The sequence below is a fragment of the Eubacterium maltosivorans genome, assembly GCF_002441855.2.
Taxonomy (GTDB): domain Bacteria; phylum Bacillota; class Clostridia; order Eubacteriales; family Eubacteriaceae; genus Eubacterium; species Eubacterium maltosivorans.
Genome location: NZ_CP029487.1, coordinates 3,935,939 through 3,956,075, shown reverse-complemented (window position 1 = coordinate 3,956,075; position 20,137 = coordinate 3,935,939). Strand labels below are relative to the sequence as shown.

At 45.2% G+C, this 20,137-nt stretch carries 19 protein-coding genes; 5 read left to right on the top strand and 14 right to left on the bottom strand.

From position 1 onward, the window contains the following. Positions 1 to 204 precede the first annotated feature (204 nt). The 6 genes from CPZ25_RS18290 to CPZ25_RS18265 form a co-directional block, all read right to left on the bottom strand. On the bottom strand, positions 205 to 858 hold the full coding sequence (locus CPZ25_RS18290; RefSeq protein WP_096918972.1) for a 5-methyltetrahydrofolate--homocysteine methyltransferase: 654 nt from the start codon (positions 856 to 858) through the stop codon (positions 205 to 207). Positions 859 to 878: 20 nt separating this feature from the next. Continuing rightward, positions 879 to 1,370 carry a prolyl-tRNA synthetase associated domain-containing protein gene (locus CPZ25_RS18285; RefSeq protein WP_058695488.1) on the bottom strand — a complete coding sequence of 164 codons (492 nt, stop codon included), beginning with the start codon at positions 1,368 to 1,370 and terminating at the stop codon, positions 879 to 881. After that, positions 1,360 to 2,259: a DMT family transporter gene (locus CPZ25_RS18280; RefSeq protein WP_074616604.1), complete on the bottom strand. Its 900-nt coding sequence runs from the start codon at positions 2,257 to 2,259 to the stop codon at positions 1,360 to 1,362. The genes CPZ25_RS18285 and CPZ25_RS18280 overlap by 11 nt, the downstream gene beginning before the upstream one ends. A 38-nt stretch (positions 2,260 to 2,297) precedes the next feature. Then, positions 2,298 to 4,055 carry a sigma-54 interaction domain-containing protein gene (locus CPZ25_RS18275; RefSeq protein ID WP_096918973.1) on the bottom strand — a complete coding sequence of 586 codons (1,758 nt, stop codon included), beginning with the start codon at positions 4,053 to 4,055 and terminating at the stop codon, positions 2,298 to 2,300. Positions 4,056 to 4,161: 106 nt separating this feature from the next. Beyond that, entirely contained in the window at positions 4,162 to 5,823 is a 1,662-nt protein-coding gene (locus CPZ25_RS18270) for a BCCT family transporter (protein ID WP_058695490.1), read from the bottom strand. A gap of 98 nt (positions 5,824 to 5,921) precedes the next feature. Further along, positions 5,922 to 7,412 carry a trimethylamine methyltransferase family protein gene (locus CPZ25_RS18265; protein WP_224168738.1) on the bottom strand — a complete coding sequence of 497 codons (1,491 nt, stop codon included), beginning with the start codon at positions 7,410 to 7,412 and terminating at the stop codon, positions 5,922 to 5,924. A 558-nt stretch (positions 7,413 to 7,970) separates the two neighbouring features. Between CPZ25_RS18265 and CPZ25_RS18260 the strand changes: the two genes are divergently transcribed. The 4 genes from CPZ25_RS18260 to CPZ25_RS18245 all read left to right on the top strand — a co-directional run bounded on the left by CPZ25_RS18260 (position 7,971) and on the right by CPZ25_RS18245 (position 12,857). Next, entirely contained in the window at positions 7,971 to 9,014 is a 1,044-nt protein-coding gene (locus tag CPZ25_RS18260) for an ornithine cyclodeaminase family protein (protein ID WP_074616602.1), read from the top strand. Between the two features lie 42 nt (positions 9,015 to 9,056). Then, positions 9,057 to 9,677, top strand: a complete 621-nt coding sequence (locus tag CPZ25_RS18255) for a corrinoid protein (protein WP_058695493.1) — start codon at positions 9,057 to 9,059, stop codon at positions 9,675 to 9,677. Between the two features lie 156 nt (positions 9,678 to 9,833). Continuing rightward, positions 9,834 to 11,291 (top strand): proline betaine:corrinoid methyltransferase, encoded by a 1,458-nt coding sequence (gene mtpB, locus CPZ25_RS18250; protein ID WP_096918974.1) that lies wholly within the window; start codon positions 9,834 to 9,836, stop codon positions 11,289 to 11,291. A gap of 303 nt (positions 11,292 to 11,594) precedes the next feature. Next, positions 11,595 to 12,857 carry a helix-turn-helix domain-containing protein gene (locus CPZ25_RS18245; RefSeq protein ID WP_058695495.1) on the top strand — a complete coding sequence of 421 codons (1,263 nt, stop codon included), beginning with the start codon at positions 11,595 to 11,597 and terminating at the stop codon, positions 12,855 to 12,857. Between the two features lie 12 nt (positions 12,858 to 12,869). On the opposite strand, the gene CPZ25_RS18240 is transcribed toward CPZ25_RS18245, so the two are convergent. Further along, on the bottom strand, positions 12,870 to 13,457 hold the full coding sequence (locus CPZ25_RS18240; RefSeq protein WP_096918975.1) for a hypothetical protein: 588 nt from the start codon (positions 13,455 to 13,457) through the stop codon (positions 12,870 to 12,872). A gap of 86 nt (positions 13,458 to 13,543) precedes the next feature. Between CPZ25_RS18240 and CPZ25_RS18235 the strand changes: the two genes are divergently transcribed. Further along, complete coding sequence (locus tag CPZ25_RS18235) at positions 13,544 to 14,161, top strand: vWA domain-containing protein (RefSeq protein ID WP_096918976.1); 618 nt, start codon at positions 13,544 to 13,546, stop codon at positions 14,159 to 14,161. Between the two features lie 119 nt (positions 14,162 to 14,280). Here CPZ25_RS18235 and CPZ25_RS18230 read toward each other — a convergent pair whose 3' ends face one another. The 7 genes from CPZ25_RS18230 to panB form a co-directional block, all read right to left on the bottom strand. Continuing rightward, positions 14,281 to 14,919, bottom strand: coding sequence for a 5-methyltetrahydrofolate--homocysteine methyltransferase (locus CPZ25_RS18230; protein ID WP_058695498.1), 639 nt, complete (start codon positions 14,917 to 14,919; stop codon positions 14,281 to 14,283). Between the two features lie 28 nt (positions 14,920 to 14,947). Further along, entirely contained in the window at positions 14,948 to 15,832 is an 885-nt protein-coding gene (locus CPZ25_RS18225) for a DMT family transporter (protein WP_096918977.1), read from the bottom strand. Positions 15,833 to 15,852: 20 nt separating this feature from the next. Beyond that, positions 15,853 to 16,641, bottom strand: a complete 789-nt coding sequence (locus CPZ25_RS18220; RefSeq protein ID WP_058695500.1) for an aspartate/glutamate racemase family protein — start codon at positions 16,639 to 16,641, stop codon at positions 15,853 to 15,855. Next, positions 16,634 to 17,062 carry an aconitase X swivel domain-containing protein gene (locus tag CPZ25_RS18215; RefSeq protein WP_074616596.1) on the bottom strand — a complete coding sequence of 143 codons (429 nt, stop codon included), beginning with the start codon at positions 17,060 to 17,062 and terminating at the stop codon, positions 16,634 to 16,636. Before CPZ25_RS18215 ends, CPZ25_RS18220 begins: the two co-directional genes overlap by 8 nt. Beyond that, complete coding sequence (locus CPZ25_RS18210; protein ID WP_096919239.1) at positions 17,047 to 18,339, bottom strand: aconitase X; 1,293 nt, start codon at positions 18,337 to 18,339, stop codon at positions 17,047 to 17,049. The genes CPZ25_RS18215 and CPZ25_RS18210 overlap by 16 nt, the downstream gene beginning before the upstream one ends. Before the next feature lie 133 nt (positions 18,340 to 18,472). Then, positions 18,473 to 19,099 carry a cobalamin B12-binding domain-containing protein gene (locus CPZ25_RS18205; RefSeq protein WP_058695503.1) on the bottom strand — a complete coding sequence of 209 codons (627 nt, stop codon included), beginning with the start codon at positions 19,097 to 19,099 and terminating at the stop codon, positions 18,473 to 18,475. Between the two features lie 38 nt (positions 19,100 to 19,137). Beyond that, complete coding sequence (panB, locus tag CPZ25_RS18200) at positions 19,138 to 19,989, bottom strand: 3-methyl-2-oxobutanoate hydroxymethyltransferase (RefSeq protein WP_038352949.1); 852 nt, start codon at positions 19,987 to 19,989, stop codon at positions 19,138 to 19,140. Positions 19,990 to 20,137: the final 148 nt, after the last annotated feature.

Sequence of the window (20,137 nt, the reverse complement as noted above, 5' to 3'; positions counted from 1 at the left end):
ATTAGATTAAGTACACTAAATGTTTTATTCAATTATATAACCTTTTTCAGAAAATGAATTGTAAATTATTACTTTATTTAGGTAGATTTTTGATAAAATCGTCTATCCCAATATTCTGTGAATCTTTACTAAAAACAAAAAAAGCCCAAATAATGGGCTTTTTAAGTGTTTTTAGAGGTATACGTCGTTTTGGCGTATACCGAATTATGCCGATGGCCTTTCTGTTTTTCGAAACTCACAGCCAGTATTTGAACAAAGGCGGCAGTCGTGATCCACCTCAGCCGTACAAATTTCATGGTCAGCGCCGTATACATATCCCAGGGTCTTTATGGGATTGTACATATAACCCTCTGTAATATCCACCGCCAGCTGACGCCGTCCATCCACAATCTCTAAAATTTCCTTCTGAAAATGGATCGGGATCAGCTGATCATCTGGAGCAAAACGGACCGTCAGTCCAAATCCTCTGCGTGTACAGACATCTTCTCTGATAATCTGATAAAAATCATTTGACAGATCAAATAGAACCTGGTCGGCGATGCTGTCAATCATCAACCCCTTCAGATAATCCTTTTCCATAAAATAAGCGGTGCAGCGTTCACTGATCCCTGGCCCAAGCGTAACCATGCTGCATACCAGATGGCTGAGGCCTGCAAGGTCTTTATGGATCAGCGTCCCTATTTCATTAGAAACAAGCTTATAAATTCCACGCGTCTCGATAAGCCTCGGCAGCTCTTCTGAAAGCTCATCATATGCCTTTTCATACTCATTAAAATTCCAGAGATCCCTGCGAATATGCATTTGTTCAAACAGCTTTTCCCGATCTAGGCGTACAGGTATTCCTCTATAGCATCCCATCTTTTCCTCTCAATTTCTTTTCAAACATGAACAATCTGCACCGGATTACCGCAGGCCCCCAAAAACTTTTTCAGACCTTCTACACTAAAGTGAACTGTGGCTGTATTGACATTGGGGTGAAAGTTCACAAAGTCCTGATCCACGACGTCCTGGTCAATATAAACCTCTACCTCATGCTCCTGATCATTAATAATACCAAAAACAGAGACGGCTCCGGTGGTGACGCCCAGATATTTGAGAAGCCGTTCCTCAGAAGCAAAGCTCAGATTGCTGATTCCAATCTGTTTGCCAAATTCCTTGATATTCATCTGTTTTGACTCTTCCAGAATCACCAGGATGTGCCGGTTCCCTTTTTTGTTGCGCAGTAAAAGGTTTTTACAGTGCGCCCCTTTCACGCCATCCATATATTGCTCCAGTTCATCACAGGTGTACACAGGCGGATGCTCAATTACCTGATACTCTACACCAAGCCCGTCCAAAAAATCATATACCTTTTTCGCTTCAGTTTCCATTATTATTCCCTCTTTCTGATTTTTTCTTTCTAAAATACCCTTCAAAGGCGATAAGCAGAATAACCGCAAACATCATCAGGCTCCCCAGAAAACTGTAGGCTGTCAGAGGCTCCCTGAAAATGACAACACCGCACAAAAGCGCCACTACAGGCTCAAGCACACAGATCATCGCCGCATAGGTCGGACCAATGGCACGAATGGCAACCGTCGAAAAGCCAATACCGATAATCGACAAAACGGCCACCCCCAGCATTGACAGATAAGCAGCGGACTCGAGACTGACAAGGTGAAGTTCTCCTTTTATCATGCCCCAGGCACCAAACACAAGTACCACCACCAGCGCCAGATAAAAAAGCAAGTTAAGCGGGTCCAGCTCTTTGATACTGCTTTCACTGACACTGACCATATAAAGACCAAAGGCCGCACCGGATAAAAGTGCGATGAGCATTCCCACAGGGTTTACTGTAAAATTAAATTCCATGAGAAATGCAATCCCCAGACAGGTCAGAACCAGAGCAATAGCCTTTACGCCGGTCATTTTCTCCTTATAAAAAACAACCATAAAAAGCGCGACAAACAACGGATATGAAAAGTGAATCATGGTGGCCTGACTCATAGGCATGAAGATATAGGATTCGGCCAGCAGAAAAATCGCTCCACCATAACCGATAACGCCGTATATCAGCAAATCCTTAACCTGACTCTTTGTGGGCTTTACAAGCTTTTTCCTGACTGACAGATAAGCGCCGATCACCAGAAAAATAATCAAAAACCGGCTGACCAGTATGGTATCGCTGGTTACTGACAGATTGACCAGATTCTTAGTGAAAAGTGAAATAAAGCCATAGGCCATAGCGCCGATCACAGCAATAATGATTCCCTTAAACATTTTTCTCCCCTTACTTTTCCAAACATACCTCCGCAGTCTTATTTTAAATTATATTTTTTAAGCTTATAGTATAGCTTCTGTCGGCTCATGCCCATCTGCTTGGCGGTTTTCGCGATATTCCCGCCATTTTTGGTCAGGCTTTCGATTATAAACTCTTTCTCTTTTTCCTTCAATTCCTCAAAAATATTCTGTCCTTTGTCAATCGAGACTGATGTCCGTATCTCGCCAGGCTGTTCCGGCTGCCCTTCGTAATTTCCGATTTTATCCTCACCCAAAATGTATTTGGGCAGATGCCTTATACCAATATAGGTCTCATCCGGATCGATAACGTTCATGGCGGATTCCAAAAGATGGCGGAGCTGTCTGACATTTCCAGGCCAGCTGTAATGATCGAAAAGCTGTTTAACTTCTGAATCGACTCCAATGATTTTTTTATCGAACTGTTTATTATACATCTCGATAAAATATTTCGTCAGCAGGCTTACATCATCCAAGCGCATCCTCAGTGACGGGATTACAATATAGACAACAGCCAGCCGGTAAAAAAGGTCGCTTCTGAAATTATTATCCTGAATCGCCTGTGCAGGATTTTCATTACAGCTTGAAATGATCCGCGCACTTACATGGATCATTTTGTTTGATCCAAGGCGTGTGACGGTCCGTTCCTCCAAAACTCTTAAAAGCTTTGACTGAAGAAACAGGGACATGGAATTGATTTCATCCAGAAAAATAGTTCCGCCGTCCGCTTCCTCAAAAAGTCCCGGCTTGTCGGTCGCGCCGGTAAAGGAACCTTTTGTCGTCCCGAACAGCAGGCCTTCCAGCAGCGATTCTGGTATGGCCGCGCAGTTAATGGCCAGAAACGGCTTGTCTCTCCTTGTACTGTAGGCGTGGATACTCTGGGCAAACATTTCCTTCCCTGTCCCGGTTTCGCCAATGATCAGGATATTGGAATCGGTCTGGGCGGCCTGTTTGGCGGACTGGATGCTTTTCGCCAGCTCCGGATTCACTGTGATAATACTGTCGAAGGTATAGCGTGTCTGTTTTGACTCATAGTTTGGCTGAGTGGTGATCGTTTTGATCCGCTCTTTGCTGGTTTGTTTTTTCTCTTCATCCAGCGTCTGAAGAATCCCATTGTAGTCACGGACAATAGCAGCTGAGCCGAATATCTTTCCATGATAATAAAGCGGAATCACTGAGGTCACACAATCCACGAAGGTCCCTGCCTTGGTATAGTAGCCTTGTCTCACATTTTCGATTGGCTTTTGTGTTTTCAGCACTCTTAAAAGCAGACTGGATTCATAATCCAGCGCGTAGATATCCATGGCGTGCCTGCCGATAACTTGTGAAGGCTCATAGTTATCGATTTTTCCCTGAGCCTCATTATAAACGATTATCTTACCATCCTGATTAACGGCGTGAATCCCATCCTTACTGAACTGCACAATGGTTTCCAAAAGGCTGATTCGGGCATTCTCCAAACCTACCACCTCAAAAATCCAGATATTCAGCTTCGTTTCTTCTCCAAAATTCATGCTCTTAAACCGGACATTCACCTGGTTTTTATCAAGATCATAGAAGTATTCAGAGTCCTCATCAATTCCATACTTCAAAAACAGCTCCTCAAGATGAATTTCCAGAGTATCGCTAACATTTAAATGAAAAATTTCTAAAAAGCGGTCATTGAATTTGACAATTTTACTAAACTGGTCTGTTATAACCAGACCCTTGTATCTTAAATCAATAAAATCGATGAATTCCTGAATTGTATCGTTTACTTTTTTGTCTATTTTTGTCATTATCAATACCTCCTTTAGAAACCGTTTGAAAACTAAGTCGCTGCAATCATTATAACAATTTTAAAAATTGGATAAAAGGGGCGAACGAATCCACCCCTTTATTCCATCACTCAATTTTCTCAACACTATTTCCACTGGCCTCTGCTTCAGCTGCGGCGATCCTTTCCAGCCGCTCCTTCTCAGCCGTATCATAAACAGAAAGGTCGCCTTTACTGTAAATATCATATTCGTCAAGCCGTTTCATCGATTTGAAAAATGACGCCATCATAAAGACCATAATCACACATAGCGGCAGCCCACAGACAATAACGGAAGTCTGCAAAGCGTCTGTTCCGCCGGAAATCAGCAGGGTGTATGCCGCCAGAGCCATGATAGCGCCCCAGAAAATACTGACGATTCTCGGAGGACTTGCTTCACCGGTTTCATCTTCAAATTCCTTAAGCGTCATGGCCGAAATAGACATAGTCATTGATTCGGCAAGGGTAACAAATGACAGGATAACAATGAGCAGGGCAATAACGTTCATAAATTTGCTCCAGGGCAGCTGGTTAAAGAACGCGTAGAGAGCCATATCTGAGCCTACCTGTTCAACGATTTGTCCAATGCTTGTTCCGAAAAATTTTTCAAGAATAATGCTGCCGCCGCCAAACACGCCGAACCATACAAAGGAGAATACCACTGGCGCAATCAGATTAACTGTGACAAATTCCCGAATTGTCCGGCCATAAGCCAGTTTGACCAGGAATAAACCAATCAGCGGCGCAAAGACCATCCACCAGGTATTGAAGAATACATTGTTTGCTCCTACCCAGCCGGTTCTGGCAATTGGGTCTAGAAACAGAGAAAGATTAATAAATTCATTAAAGTACTGGCCAATGGCGGTAATGGTTAACTCCGTAACGCCAATGGGATCAACTACAATGAATGAAAAGATTAAAACGAAGAAGTATAAAACAGTGTTCAGATTACTGATATAGGTAATCCCTTTGTGCAGTCCAGAAATACTGGAAGCTGTGTAAAACACCGTCATGATGGCGATAATAATCAGCCAATTGACCATATTGCTCTCAAAGCCGATAATCGTATCCAGCCCGCGGGCGATCTGCAGAGTCGCGAAGCCCAGAGATGTGGCGATCCCGCCGATAATTGCAAAAATAGCAACAGCATCGATAAAATTGCCGATGCCGCCATAGGTTTTTTCACCCAAAAGCGGATACAGGGATGTGCAGACGCGGTAACGCTTTTTCGCATTGTAGATTAAAAATACCACGCAAAGTCCCGCGGTCGTGTAGATGGCATAGGGATGCAGACACCAATGCAGAAAGGTATATTTTAAAGCGTTCAGAATCGCACCGGAGGACAGGGGTTCTACACCCAGGAATGCCGGAGGATTGTAAACAAAGCTGATGGGTTCATAAACGCCATAATAATTGATGCCGACAGCAATCCCAGAGGTTAAAGCGATGGCAAACCAAACCGGTTTGCTCATTTTGGGCTTTGCATCAGGCCCCCCCAGCTTGATTTTACCAAATTTACTGAAGCCGGCCCACAGGCAGAAGATAACCATAAAGAAAGCGGCCGGTGTAATAAACCACGAAAAATATTTCAGAACAAAATTCAATGCCGCATTGGCACCATTGGCAAAGGTCTGCGGTGCAATGCAGCCAAAAGCCACAAAAATAACAAGGGCGATTCCTGATGAAAAGAATACCCATTTATTTACAATATCAAAGAATCCCTTCTTTTCTGTTGTTTGCTGCTTATCCATTTTTCCCCTCACTTTCATAATTCATTTTATGCCACAAGGAACATTATAGAGGAATTAAGGCAGATTGTCATCTGCCTTAATTCGAGATACACACCTTCTTAATTGTATTTAGCGATTAAAGCTTTCAGGATATCGTCGCAGTCCTTGCTGACATCTGACGGGATTGTTTTAGGCTGATGATTTTCAAGAATATCTCTGACTTTCGCATTGGCGAGGTCTTTAAGCTCTGGCTTTCCATCTGCTTCCCAGTTGGTGTACACTTTTCGGTTAAATAACTGTGGCAGCCACCATTCGGTTTTAAACTTTTCAAAAGTCTGGCGTTCAGCTAAGAAGTTTCCGCCTGGTCCGACATTCTTGATAATATTGACAGCCAAAGACTCGTCTGTCACTTCGATACCGCGGATGATCTGCTTGGTCTGTCCAATGATCTCATCCGCGATGACAAGGGCTTCCATAGAGGTTAACAGGCCAGATTCCATATATCCGACATCGTGGATTAAATTACCGCCGTAAAGCGCAGACATGAGGATACTGGTTGCCTGATCAATACCATGCTGCTGGTCGAGACATTTGGAATCTGAACAGCCGGCCGTTGTGAATACCGGAAGGTTATAAAACTGAGACATCTTGCTCAGACCACCCTGCAGCAGGTTAAATTCTGGTGAGCTGTAGGTAATCTGCATTGAGGACATATCCACACAAGTACAGACGCCGCCCATAATATAAGGCGCACCTTCTTTGATCAGCTGATTGATTACCAGACCGGACAGGGATTCCGCCAGCTCGACTACCATCGTTCCCGCCAGTGTAACCGGTGCAGTCATGCCTGCCTGAGCAGCGGAGGTGTAAACAGCTGGCAGCCCGTGCTCTGCCATGGTCATCATAACATCCAGGCCTTCGTTTTCGTGAATCAGCGGAGTGATCGGTTCGGAATAAACAGAGAAGAATGGATACTTTTCAAGCTCTTCATAACTGCCGCGAACTTTTGCGCCCATATCGATCATTGCCTGAACATTGTCTCGGTTATATGCCCAGTGTAAGATTGGCTTCGGAGAGTTTTCAAACATCGCCTTAAAGCAATAGACATCTAAAACGCTGGTTTCAACACCATCAATGGTTCCAAAGTCCATCAGATAGTCAATATTCGGAAGGGCATCCATTACCTTCACAGCCTTGCAGGTATCTTCATAATGAGGAATTTTTCTTTCTCCGGTATATGGGTCCAGCGTATTGATAACGGTTGGTCCAGGTCCGTAATAAAAACGCTTGCCGCCAAGGATCATCTTGGATTCCATATCCTGGGAATAAAGAGTTACCTGAGAAGGCGCGGATTTTATAGCACTCTCAACCATTGCAGCAGGGAATCGAACGCGTCTGCCATCAACGAAGGCTCCTGCTTTTTTTAGAATTTCCAGCGCCTTGTCATTATAAACATCAACCCCGACTTCCTTTAACACCTCTAAAATTGCCTGATGAATCATTGCGCATTGATCATCGTTAAAAACTTCAATACCTAATTGTTGTCTACTTGTGTAGTTGCATAAGTTATCCATCGTTTTCTCCTTTTTCTTTTGATCAACAAATGCGATCGTTTTAACATAAACCTTTTGGAGTGATGTTAATGCAAGACCCGTGCCATATTCGTAAAATTTTTTGAAAAAGCAGTAGTCTTATCCGGGATTAATGATTTTCTAACCTTTATATACAAAAGCTTCCTGCCTGCCACAAAATTTTATTCCAGTTTATTAAGAAAGATTTTCGATTGAAAACGTATTAAATTATTTGAATAAAAAACGTCAGCTTTGTCAAAAAATGTAAAAATTATTTTGACATTTTTTACACTCGCCAAAAACGTTAAAAAAATAACAAAAAAACGGTGGTAATCTTTTTAGTTTTGTCAAAAAATGTAAAAATTGTTATTATTTGTCAAAAAAATGTCCGGTTTTGATACGCATTTTTGGTTCAGCGTTCTCTTTGATTTTTTTCTTAACACTTTTCTGAAAATACTTTTTCGTTGTTATTTATTAGGTAATCAAAGTTTAAGACCTTTTCTTTTTACGAAAAGCAAAAAGGTTGGCACGAGTATTGCGTCTCTTAGCCAGCAAACATAAACTTTTTTAATCTATCAACTTTTGGAGGGAATATATATGAATTTTGATCACGCTTATTTTGAACAAGACAGAGAAAACATTGCAAAGAAACTGGATATTGGCAAAGAAATCATTTATCTGACAAAACCAGAATGTGAAAATATCGGCCTCACCCGCGATGATATTCTGGATATCACTAAGAAAACGCTGATTTCCCACGGAAAAAAAGAATTTGAGATGCCTGCAAAAATCGGCGTCCATCCCTGGACAGAAGTCTTTTTCCATGCAATGCCAGCCTATGTGCCAGAACAAAGAGCCATTGGATGCAAATGGATCGAATGCTACCCAAACAATCCCAAAAAGTATAATCTTCCACAGACGACTGGCCTTTTGGTATTGAACGATGTGCTTTCCGGCGTTCCTGTTGCAGTGATGGACTGTGCCTGGATTACCGCCATGCGTACACCGGCCGTTACAGTCCTGGCCGCCGCTGCCCTTCATCCAGACGCTGAAAGCTTTGGTATGTTCGGCTGTGGTGTACAGGGGATTGAGCATGTGCGCTATGTCACCAGAACACTTAAAAAACTGAAAAAAATTTATGTATATGATGTCGTGGAAGCAGCTGCAGATAACCTGATTAAAATTGTTCAGCCTGAAATCGATGTTGAAATCGTCAAGGCCGCTTCGCCTCAGGAAATTGCTGAAAAATGTGAAGTCATGAGTTCAGCCACTATCATCCTGAAGGATCCCTTATGTGTTGTTAAGGACGAGTGGATCTCAGCCGGACAGACCATTGTTCCCTGCGATATGAACACCTTCTTTGACCTTAAAACGCAGTACCGGGCAGACAAATACATTGTCGACAGCATCGACGAGCATGAGCTGTTTGCAGAGATGGGTTACTTCCCGGCTGATAAAGGTCTTCCAAAGGTTTACTGCCAGACAGGCGAGATTCTCGCCGGCCTAAGCGAAGGCCGTACCTCCAAGGATGAATTGATTGTCTGCAGCAATATCGGGATGTCTGTCTGTGATATGACGGTTGCCCGCGCAATCTTCGATATCGCTCTTGAAAAGGGAATTGGCCAGAAGCTTGCCCTGTAAAAACATTCTTTTATAAAATTTAGAAAAAGTGAGGATAAAATTATGAGTAACTATGCAATGATCAGCGATTATGTTGTAAATGGAAATGAAAACGGCGTTGTCAATGAAGTTAATGCCGCCCTATCTGGCAATGCAGCACCTCTTGAAATTATCAATGAAGGCCTGCTGACTGGCATGAATGTTGTCGGTGAAAAGTTTGCGAACGGCGAAATGTTTGTTCCTGAGGTTTTAATGGCAGCCCGCGCCATGAACGCCGGCATGGACATTGTCAAACCGCTTCTGGCCGAAGGCGACGTTACATCACTGGGCACTGTTGTCATTGGCACTGTTAAAGGCGACCTCCACGACATCGGCAAAAACCTGGTTGTTATGATGCTTGAAAGCGCTGGTTTCAAAGTTGTCAATCTTGGTGTTGACGCTAAAAAAGAAGCCTTTGTTGAAGCTGCCAAAGAAAACGACGCAGATATTGTGGCCATGTCCGCCATGCTGACAACCACCATGACCTACATGGACGAAATTATCAAAACCTGTAAAGACGCAGGCATCGACGCTAAATATATGATCGGCGGCGCGCCGGTAACGCCAGCCTACGCTGAAAAAATCAGCGCAATCTACACTGCCGATGCGTCAACTGCGGCCGAAAAAGCAAAAGCACTGGTTTAAAAGCTGAAAATCATACCATTTTGACAAATCCTTAAACTAAAAAATCCTGCCCACTCTGCTTGTCTTCCTCTTTCTAAACAGGGTGGGCCCATTGATGCGGCTGCCGTTAGGATACCGTTGCATCCGAGAATTCAAAAACACTGGAGGAATCCACAAATGTATATTAATCGAAAATTTTATGAAAATTATATCTCTACCCGCGATGTTGAACTTCTGCATGAATACACCCTGAAAGTTTTAAAAGAAGTGGGTGTCTCCTTCAATTGCGAAGAAGCATTGGATATTTTCAAAAACCACGGCGCAACGGTTGAAGGAAGCATTGTTAAATTCGATGAATCCTTATTAAACGCAGCGCTGGAAACGGTTCCCAAAACCTTCACCATTCACACATGCAGCGGTGAAACCCCAATCGGTGAACCTTTCCGCCCCAAAACAGTCGGCTGCTACGGTCCGTCCAAATTTCTATTTGAGGATGATACCTACCGTGTCGCCCAGATGGCGGACATGATTAAATTCCTGAAGCTCATGGACACCAGCGATGTGACTGATTTTGTCAACAACGCGGCTTTCGATACGCCAGACCTGGACAAAAGCCAGGATGATTTCTACCTGCCTCAGGTCGCCATGTGCCTGAAGTATTCTAAAAAACCAACCTACGGCAATGTGGCCAACAGCCTGAACACTCGCGGCAAAAGCCTGAAAGAAGCAGCCCGCGGCATTGCAAATCTATACAAAGAGTTTTACGATATCTGGGATAAGCCAGTCCTCCTGACCAACGCGTGTGCCCTCTCGCCCCTTGGTTACTCCTACGAGGTGCTGGATAATATTATCGGCTTATGCGAAGAAGGCCAGCCTGTAACCATTATCACCTGTTCCATGACAAACATGACTGCCCCAGCAGCGCTGCTCGGAACGGTGATCCAGAACAACGCCACCATTCTGGCTGGTATCGTCTTGACCCAGCTCATCAATCCAGGCGTGCCTGTTATCTACGGCTCGGTCTCGAGCGCTACGGATATGCGTGAGGTGGCTCTTGCCATCGGCGCGCCCGAAGCACAACTGATCCAGATGTCTTCTCTGGCGCTGGCACGTTATTACCAGATTCCTGTCCGCGTTGGCGTAGCGGGAACCGACGCCATGAAACCAGACTACCAGGCCGGTGTCGAAACCTTTATGAACCTGATGACTACTTATCTCGGCAAAGCGGACTTTATTCTGCACCATGCAGGCATTCTTCAGTCCTATGCCCTTGGCAGCTATGAAAAATTCGTACTGGATGAGGAAGTCAACCGGATTATGCTCCGCTTGAACAAAGGCATTGACATTTCTGACACTAAAGCAGAAAAAGTTTTTGAACAGATTAAAAAAGCAGGTCCTCTTGGCAACTATCTGTCTGGCAGAACCCCGAAGGAATACCGTCAGGAACACTACCTGACCAAGCTTTTTAACCGCGCCGCCGGCGAACCAAACGCCATCTTCGAAAATATCGGCGAGCTTCGGGAACGCGCGGTAAAAGAAATTGACGAACGGGTTGCAGGCTACACGCTGCCCGATCTAACGCAAACACAGAAACAAATTTTAAACAAATTTTTACCTGAATCTGAAAAATTCTAAAACCTCAGAAAAATCCCTCTTTTCAAAACCGGTATGCCGCCCCAGAAAGCATACCGGTTTTATTTTTGTTATTGATTTCTATGAAATATATTTATAAGTTTGATACAATTATTCTATTTTCAATTCGTTTACAATTTTGTAATAAATATAAAATTATTTTTTTGCTTTTATAAATTTTTTGATATATTTGGGTGTTTTAAAGGATTTTTATGGTATTTTTCAACAAAACTTTTGTAGATATTTTCAAAATATGATATAATAGTAAATAATAAAGACAGAAAGGACAGGAAGGCTGATAATTCTATGAAAGCAACTATTTTTAAAGAAGACCACCAGTTGAACCTCGAGGCCATTGAAGAAATTCTCACCTCATTTTATTACGCGACAGATGTTCCGGTAACTTTGTATGACCAGAGCACCCAGCCGTTGGGCACCTACTTTGAGGATAAAAAAATCTGCCGGTACTTTAATCAGTCCGAGACCGAATCCAGCCTCTGTCCAAACGCACTGCACTTTGCCGCCACCTGGGCGCACCGGCTTGGAGAGCCTTATATTTTCGTCTGTCCTTCAGGCTTTGTCAATATTGCCATCGCTATCCTGGACGACCAGCAGTTTGCTGGCTCCGTCATTGCCGGCCCCATTGCCATGGGAACCATTGAGGAGAGCACCATCCGCGATATGTTCACCATCCACCAAGCCTCGCCCGAGGTACTCTACAACACGACCCTCTTTATTCGGAATATGAAAATTTTTACCCCTTCCCAGGTAAATCATCTTGCCAGGCTTTTAAACGCGGCGATCCTGAGCCTGTACCCCAACACAGAAGCCTACGAGAAGCTAAGCTCTGAATACCACGATCAATCCGAAATTGGGGAACGCATTCACGAGCATAAAAAGAACAACATTCCGCTGGTTTATCCCTATGAGAAGGAACAGGAGCTGGTGCGGCAGGTGAAGGAGGGCGACCACGAGGGCGCTCAGGTCACCCTCAAATTTTTAGTCAATGAAATTTTGCTGATTGAGGGCGGCAACCTTGAGGTTATCAAAGCCAGGATTTTAGAGCTTGTCACCATTCTCTCCCGCGCTTCGGTAGAGGGCGGCGCCTCTCTTGAAAAGATTTTCGGACTGAATCTTGATCTGATCACTGAGCTCAATAAAATTGACAGCATTCAGGTTCTCAGCTCATGGACCGTTAAAATTATTGACCATTTCACCAAAAATATTTTTAATAATATTTATTCTGGGGACTCTTATCTGATCAACCAGGCCATCGAGCACACAAGAGCTAATTATATGAACAAAATCACGCTTCAAAAGCTGGCAGACTACCTGCATGTCTCAGACTCCTACCTGTCCAAGCTGTTTAAGGAAGAAACGGGCATCAGCTTCACGCAGTATCTCAACGAAATTCGGATCAACCGGAGCAAGGAGCTCCTGCAGAACACCAAAATGAGCATCGTCGAGGTGGCGCTTTTTGTCGGCTATGAGGATCAGAGCTATTTTACAAAAGTTTTTAAAAAAATTACCGGTATTACGCCAAAGAAATACCGGTCAGGAAAAAAATAAAACAGGAAACGCCTAAGCCACTCCTCCGAGTGGCTTTAATTGAAAGTTGTCCAGCGCCTCATTGATTTCGTCCAGGTCAAAGACGCGCTGCTCCACACAGTAGCGGATGATCAAATCAAAGGTCTCGCTGCCGGAAAGGGCATAGCCGGCCTCGGACAAGAGGGCCTCCAGCTCGGCCAGATCGGCTTCCAGCGCAATTCCCAGAGCGATGACCGTAGCCTTTGACGGATGATATTCCGGGGCACTGCGAATTTTCGAAAAAAGACGCCGGTCTATACCTGCCCGATGGTAAACCGCACTGTCTGAGACGCCTTTTTCATCGATCATCGCGAAAAGCCTTTTGGGAAATCCCGGCCCTTTATGGCGCTCAATATAGCTGTCCAGGCTGGCTGCTGAAGCCTCAGAATGGCAGGTACTGAGCCCTTCGCCTTCCATATTGTCCTGATTGTTTTCTGGAATATCCATCAGCTTTGCTTTCAAGCTGCGCGCACACACTGCCGCGAAGCTTTTTTGTTTTTTTCTGGCTGCTTCATCGACAGCTTGCCTCTGCTTTGTCTCTACAAATTTTCTGAGCCCGGATAAAAAATTTTGTGACAGCATTATAACCTCCGATGTCGCCTTGCAGGCGACCATTTTTTCTTTTAAAGATGTTATTATCATATCATAAAAAGAAAGGAGACGTCATCATGAATCCAAATTTGACAGAAATCATTTTTATACTGGACCGCAGCGGCTCAATGGCAGGGCTGGAGGCTGACACCATTGGCGGCTATAACCAGTTTTTAAAGACCCAGTCCCAAAAGTCCGGTGAGCTTCGTGTCACCACGGTTCTTTTTGATCATGAATACGAGTGTCTGTACCAGAGCATTTGTCCCGAAAACGCTGTGCTCACAGAGCGCCAGTATTTTGTCCGGGGCTGTACAGCCCTCTATGACGCCGTGGGCCAGGCTGTGATCCACACCGGGCGGCGCCTTGCCGAAACGCCTGAGCCCGAACGGCCCTCCAAGGTGATTGTCGTTATTACCACCGACGGCTGCGAAAACGCCAGTAAAGCCTACACGCATCAACAAATTCAAAATATGATCCGGCAGCAGCAGGAAAAATACAGCTGGGAATTTTTGTTCTTCGGCGCAAACATCGATGTGGAAAATGTCGCACAAACCATTGGCGTGCAGGCTGACAGGGCTTTTTCCTATGAAGCCGACAGTGCAGGTGTCTGCAAAATGATGGCATGCGCCTGCGATATGGTTTCGACCCTCCGAGAAGCTCTATCCTGCAAAAATGACGCTGAGAGCAATTCGTGATTTCAAACAAAAATTTTCGGCCAAATTAAAAAAGCCCGAACTCCGGGCTTCTCATTCGTTTTATCGGTATACGCTGAAACAGCGTATACCGTTTTTGCTTTACTGGCTGTCTTTGGCCTTCAAACAGACCGGAATTCACAACTGTAGTTTGAGCACAGACTGCAGTCATGATCCTTTTCCGCGATCTGTATATTTTTATCGGCGCCATATACATAGCCCATGGTTTTCAGAGGATTGTACATAAAACCCTCTGTGACAGAAACGTTTAAGCGTTCGCTGCCGCCTGCTTCCTCCAGAATAACCTTCTGATTTTGAATGGGAATAATATAGTCGTCGGGCTGATAACGAACCGTCAGCGCATAGCCCTGCTTCTCAAAAACATCCTCACGGATAACAGGATAAAAATCATCCGACAAATTAAAGAGCAGCTGGTCCGCAATGGAGTCAATCATCAGACCCTTCAGGTAATCCTTTTCGGCAAAATAGGCGGTGCAGCGATCACTGATTTCCGCACCCAGGGTGACCATCGCATACACAAAGTGACTGACTTCGCAGAGCCCCTTGTGCATGGGCTCACGGCCATCGGCCTTTTTCAGGACATAAATTCCTCTGGCGTCAACCAGTTTTGGGATCTCCTCCGCGAGCTCGTTATAAGCGGTTAAAAACTCGTCGTAGTTTGACTGCGTTTCATCAATATGCATCCGTTTGAACACAATATCCCGTTCCATGCGGATCGGAATATGATAAACCTTTTCCATTTTCACACCTCCTGCTCTCTATTATAACTCATTTTTCCGCTGCGACCAATGCCTCTTCTGTGTTTTCACGGGTAATAAAAATCACAGACAGCGTCATCAGGATTGAGCCAATCCAGGTATTCATATTGTAGGGATCGCCAAAAATCAAAATCCCCAGAATTAAGGACACTACAGCCTCAAAGGAAATAATCAACGAGGTTTTCGTCGACCCGATACATTTGATCGAGTAAGCGACTGCCCCCAGCACAAAAACCGTTACTGCCCCGATGCAGGTTCCCATTAAAAGCTGCGGAACATCAACTGCCAGAAACTGCGGCGTGCCCGCCAGAAGTCCCTGTATAAAAAAGAAAACACAGCTGAAGCCTGAGAGGTAAAAGACAATGACCAGATTATCCAGCGATTTGACGCTGCTTTTCTGTATCCCCACCAGATAGATGGCGTAGGCCAGACCCGACCCTATGGCCAGCATACTGCCCAAATTAAAAAGCTCCAGACTAAAATTCATCAGGCAAAAGATTCCGAGAATGGCCAGCGACAAAGAGACAGCCTTTACTCTAGTCAGTTTTTCTTTAAAAAGTATGGTCATGATGACCAGCACAAACAGAGGATAGGTAAAATAAAGCATGGTCGCCAGCCCCATGGGCAAAAAATTAAAGGAGGTGGCCAGCAAAAAGGTCGATCCGCCATAGCCCGCCACGGTCAGCAGCACCAGCGTCACCAGCTGTCTGAGGGTAATCCGGCAATTCTGTTTTTTTATGATAAACCATATTCCTGTAATGATAAATACGAATAAAAAACGGTAAAACAGCACCTCCACAGAGGTCATGCCTGTGTTCATCATCCATTTTGTCAGCACCAGAATCCCGCCGCAGCTAAATGCCGCGGCAATCGAGGCGATTATTCCTAAAGACATATCAATATCACTTCCATTTTTTACATAAAGCCGTAATAAGGCCTTTGGGCAACTGCATTATGAACAAAATTGATCATCGTGATAAAATCAAACACTGGCAGATTAAACTCCGCCTGAATCGCTGCGGAATAAGGCGGCATATCGCTGCATTCCAAAAGAATGGCACCCACATCTTCATTTTCATCTAAAATTTCCCGGACCAGTCCTTTGAGTTCTTCACGAACAGCAGCATTGTCAAAATTGCCTCGACGTTCCATAAAGGCCGAGAACTCTGGAAGCTTTCCTGCGGATTTAATCACACACCGCTTAAAGACTTCCTCTGAAACATTGCATTCTGCAAATAATTCTTTTGTCAGATTCTTGCCATCTGCGCATAAAACGCCGATTTTCTGGCTGCTTTTAAGCCCTGCCGCAATCCATGACGCCTGGATCACACTGGATAAGTAAACTGGAATGTCCAATGCCTCGGCCACCTTTTTCTGGAAATGCCCAAAATAGCCGCATGCGCCGCAGATGGCGCGGCAGCCTTCCAGCTCCAGCTGTCTGGCTGTCTTAATCAGCTCTGGCAGAAGGCTTTCATCACCGCTGTGCATTCTGTTCTGGTCAGCGCCCGGTACCCACGCATGGCGTACCGGATAGCTGTAGGTACTTGCGTTGACCACATTTCCGGGAAGCAGGGGATAATGAACATCCAGCAGCATGATTCCAACCGTATACCCTGCAACCCATTGTCCCTTCGTCACATAAAAATGCTGATCCAGATCTTCCTTATCGCCCAGATAACCATAATTGCGTACAATTTCATCCATTCGCTTCTTCTCCTGATTCTAAAATCTCAATGTAGCCTTCATCACCGTTTACCAATACATAATCGCCTGTTTTTACCAGCTCAAAGACATTTTCCTCCAGATCGGTTACAGTAGGTACACCGGTAACCACTGCGGCCACACCGGTGCGGGAATCAATCTTGGGAAAAACCATTCCCGCCGGCGCCTTTCCGCTCATTTTGGCAGCATGGAAATGGCAGGACCAGCCATTCGAACCTTTTCCTCCAGATATGATTAAAATCGAACCGATGATGCTTTTGCCTTCAAAGGGATGTCCAATTTCCATAATCAGGCCAGTTTCTTCATCAATGCCTGACCAGCCCTGAATCGTCTCCTCGCTTACCATGGCAAACCCTTTGGTAATTCCGCCAACAGCACCGCGCCCTTTTATTTTTCTTCCCATTCCCTGACCTCCCAGTATCCGCTGACTGCACTCTCAAGACAGTCCTCAAGACTTCCGTAAAAGACATCCGCTTCGGTGCCCGGCGCAATATAGTGCGCCTGTTTAGCCGAGTCAAACCCGATATTTCTGGCTCCTTCAGGCATTTTTCCACTGGTCAGCGGACAGCTGCTGGTCAGCATAATGGCGCCGGATTCTTCAATGATTTTTGTGTAGCCGCACCGGTCAGCTGTCTCCTTAATCGGCGGGGCCGTCCAGACATGCAGAACGGTATTGTCCGCAATTTTCCGATTTTCTAAAAGTCCTGCGATCTTGCGAAGCTCCTCGATGCTGTAGTGCGGGCATCCCAGACTGATATAGTCAATGGGTTGCTTTCCTGTTTTATACCCATTCAAAATCGCCCAGGATTCTTTCAAATCTTCGCTGGTAATTTCGATCACTGCCTGCGGTTCATTCTCGCCCAAAGCCATGTCCAGCGTTACGGCTTCCGGTGAAATTCCCACAAGATGACACATTTCAGGGCCTGCTGTGGTCGCCATAGCCGCAAAAAAGTATTTTATGTTAAAAATATTCGGACGGTCCTGAAGTCCGTTAACGACAGGAACCGCGTGTGTCGGAAGCTTTCTGCCAATGGAATAGCCCAAAAGGTCCCAATCCATGCTTGATTTTATCCGGCATTTCACATTAAAAAGATGGGTGCCTTTGCGGTTTTCCATTATATGGTTTCCCCATTTTGGCGTACGCCCACAGGCCGCCGCCCAAAATCCTGCCTCGAGGCCGTCAGAATTGCCGCAGGCGCTCCACAATGAATTCATCAGCGTTACCGCGTGGGATTCACTGCTGACATAGTGCTCTCCCCGAAGCGGGATAAAACCGCACATATACGGGACACACGTCCCAACCATGTTAACGCCGCGGTCTCTATAATAGTCCAAATATTCCTGGTTCTTTTTTCCTTCCGCACCGCTCACGCCCATTTCGGCATAACGAGTGCTGTCCATTGGTCCACAGTCGGACTGGCAGTAACACACATAATCATCCTTTGGCATCTTCTCATCCGTACAAAACTGCATCTGGGCGACGGTTTCTTCAATATCGTCACTTCCAGCAGCGTTTAAATACTCGTGCGCGCCGCAGAAAACATGGGCCATTGTCACTTCGCACAGTTCCTCCGCGCCCAGTACCCCTGCGTATTCCACGACCTTTTTCATCGCCTGCTGCTTGAGCGCTCCGTGGACACCCGAGAGCATTTCCTGTTCATATTCGGTCAGCTTGACCATTCCTTTTCCATCCCTCATTCTATGACAGAATGCCTTTCCTATTTTACTTATTAAAAAGCCCCTTGGATTGTGACCAACGATCCAAAGGGCTACTATATATTTTTAGAAGGGTATATAACGAATCAGTTTTTCTTTAAGCGGTAACCATCTGTTTAGCGGTTTCTACAGCCTGGGAAGCTTCGGCAGCATAGGTTGCACCGATTTTTTCGCTGAATACAGGGGTTAACGGAGCGCCGCCTACCAGGTAGCAGGCATCAACGCCGGCATCCTTGCAGCCGTTGATGATTTCTTCCATAACGGTCATGGTGGTGGTTAACATGGCGGACATTGCGACGATATCTGCGTTGTTTTCTTTTGCAGCAGCGATGAAATCGTCTGGTTTGGCATCGACGCCAAGGTCGACGATTTTGAAGCCAGCGCTTTCTAACATCATAACAACCAGGTTTTTGCCAATGTCATGGAGGTCGCCCTTAACGGTTCCGATAACAATGGTTCCAAGTGTCGGAAGATCGGTATCTGCGATCAGTGGTTTAACAATGGCCATACCAGCGTTCATGGCGCGTGCTGCCATTAATACTTCTGGGACAAACATTTCGCCGTTTTTGAATTTTTCGCCGACAACGTTCATGCCGCTTAATAATCCTTCGTTGATAATCGCAACTGGATCTGCTTTGTCAGCAACCATGGCGTTGACTGCTTCTACAACGCCGCTTTCGTTACCGGCTACAACCAGTTCCCCAAGATTTGCTAAAGTACTCATAATTTTCTCCTATTTTTCTTAATCAATTTCCCAATGATTTAGATTTCTTTTAATAATTTTTCGAGCTCAGCTGCTTCTTCATCTGCGATCACATAGGCGTGTTTGGAGTCGTCCGGGAATGCGCCGCTTCTGACTTCTTCGCAGTATGCTGTAAAGCCTTTTAACAATTCGCCGCCTACATCGGCGTATTTCTTAACGAATTTTGGTGTAAAGTCATCATAGTAGCCTACCATGTCTGCGTAAATCAACAGCTGGCCGTCTGTGTAGGAACCTGCGCCGATGCCCAGGACTGGAATGCTTAGTTTTTCGGTGATGGCTTTCCCAACAACTGCCGGAACACCTTCGACTAAGATAAAGGCTGCGCCTGCTTCTTCGATCTTCATTGCCTGTTTTACCAGTTCGATGGCTGCGTCTGCGCTCTTGCCCTGGGCTTTGTAGCCGCCCATCTGAGCTGCGAACTGAGGGGTCAGACCAATGTGGCCCATGACTAAAATACCCACGTCGGCAATCGCTTTGATTCTTTCACAGACGGAGTCGGTGCCGCCTTCTAATTTGATGGCGTCGACCAGTGATTCCTTGGTGAAGCGGCCGGCATTGAAAACAGCTTCTTCATCTGAAATCTGGTAGGACATGTAAGGCATATCCCCAACAATAAAGGTATTCGGCGCACCGCGTCTTACAGCTGAGCAGTGTGCGATCATGTCATCCATGGTTACGGGGTAGGTGGTTTCGTGGCCCAGGGTAACCATCCCCAGGGAGTCTCCTACCAAAATCATGTCAACGCCTGCGCGTTCTTCATATTTAGCGGTCAGATAATCATAGCCTGTCAGATAAACGATTTTTTCGCCTTCAGCGGCCATTCTTCTAAAATCGATAATACTTCTTTTCACGATAGTCTCCTTTTACTTTTTGAGTTTCACAACTTTCCCAAAGCTCTCAAAATTTTCCGGTATATAACATTTCTTTTTATTTATTTCAAAAACAAGAGGGGGCCGGACAGCCGAGGCTGTCCGGTATTCTAAATAAGGTTTATTGATG

Excerpts from the sequence above, each read along its gene's own strand:
- CPZ25_RS18290 (WP_096918972.1), bottom strand. The coding sequence starts at position 858 with ATGGGATGCTATAGAGGAATACCTGTACGCCTAGATCGGGAAAAGCTG.
- CPZ25_RS18285 (WP_058695488.1), bottom strand. The coding sequence starts at position 1,370 with ATGGAAACTGAAGCGAAAAAGGTATATGATTTTTTGGACGGGCTTGGT.
- CPZ25_RS18280 (WP_074616604.1), bottom strand. The coding sequence starts at position 2,259 with ATGTTTAAGGGAATCATTATTGCTGTGATCGGCGCTATGGCCTATGGC.
- CPZ25_RS18275 (WP_096918973.1), bottom strand. The coding sequence starts at position 4,055 with ATGACAAAAATAGACAAAAAAGTAAACGATACAATTCAGGAATTCATC.
- CPZ25_RS18270 (WP_058695490.1), bottom strand. The coding sequence starts at position 5,823 with ATGGATAAGCAGCAAACAACAGAAAAGAAGGGATTCTTTGATATTGTA.
- CPZ25_RS18260 (WP_074616602.1), top strand. The coding sequence starts at position 7,971 with ATGAATTTTGATCACGCTTATTTTGAACAAGACAGAGAAAACATTGCA.
- CPZ25_RS18255 (WP_058695493.1), top strand. The coding sequence starts at position 9,057 with ATGAGTAACTATGCAATGATCAGCGATTATGTTGTAAATGGAAATGAA.
- mtpB (WP_096918974.1), top strand. The coding sequence starts at position 9,834 with ATGTATATTAATCGAAAATTTTATGAAAATTATATCTCTACCCGCGAT.
- CPZ25_RS18245 (WP_058695495.1), top strand. The coding sequence starts at position 11,595 with ATGAAAGCAACTATTTTTAAAGAAGACCACCAGTTGAACCTCGAGGCC.
- CPZ25_RS18240 (WP_096918975.1), bottom strand. The coding sequence starts at position 13,457 with ATGCTGTCACAAAATTTTTTATCCGGGCTCAGAAAATTTGTAGAGACA.
- CPZ25_RS18235 (WP_096918976.1), top strand. The coding sequence starts at position 13,544 with ATGAATCCAAATTTGACAGAAATCATTTTTATACTGGACCGCAGCGGC.
- CPZ25_RS18230 (WP_058695498.1), bottom strand. The coding sequence starts at position 14,919 with ATGGAAAAGGTTTATCATATTCCGATCCGCATGGAACGGGATATTGTG.
- CPZ25_RS18225 (WP_096918977.1), bottom strand. The coding sequence starts at position 15,832 with ATGTCTTTAGGAATAATCGCCTCGATTGCCGCGGCATTTAGCTGCGGC.
- CPZ25_RS18220 (WP_058695500.1), bottom strand. The coding sequence starts at position 16,641 with ATGGATGAAATTGTACGCAATTATGGTTATCTGGGCGATAAGGAAGAT.
- CPZ25_RS18215 (WP_074616596.1), bottom strand. The coding sequence starts at position 17,062 with ATGGGAAGAAAAATAAAAGGGCGCGGTGCTGTTGGCGGAATTACCAAA.
- CPZ25_RS18210 (WP_096919239.1), bottom strand. The coding sequence starts at position 18,339 with ATGGTCAAGCTGACCGAATATGAACAGGAAATGCTCTCGGGTGTCCAC.
- CPZ25_RS18205 (WP_058695503.1), bottom strand. The coding sequence starts at position 19,099 with ATGAGTACTTTAGCAAATCTTGGGGAACTGGTTGTAGCCGGTAACGAA.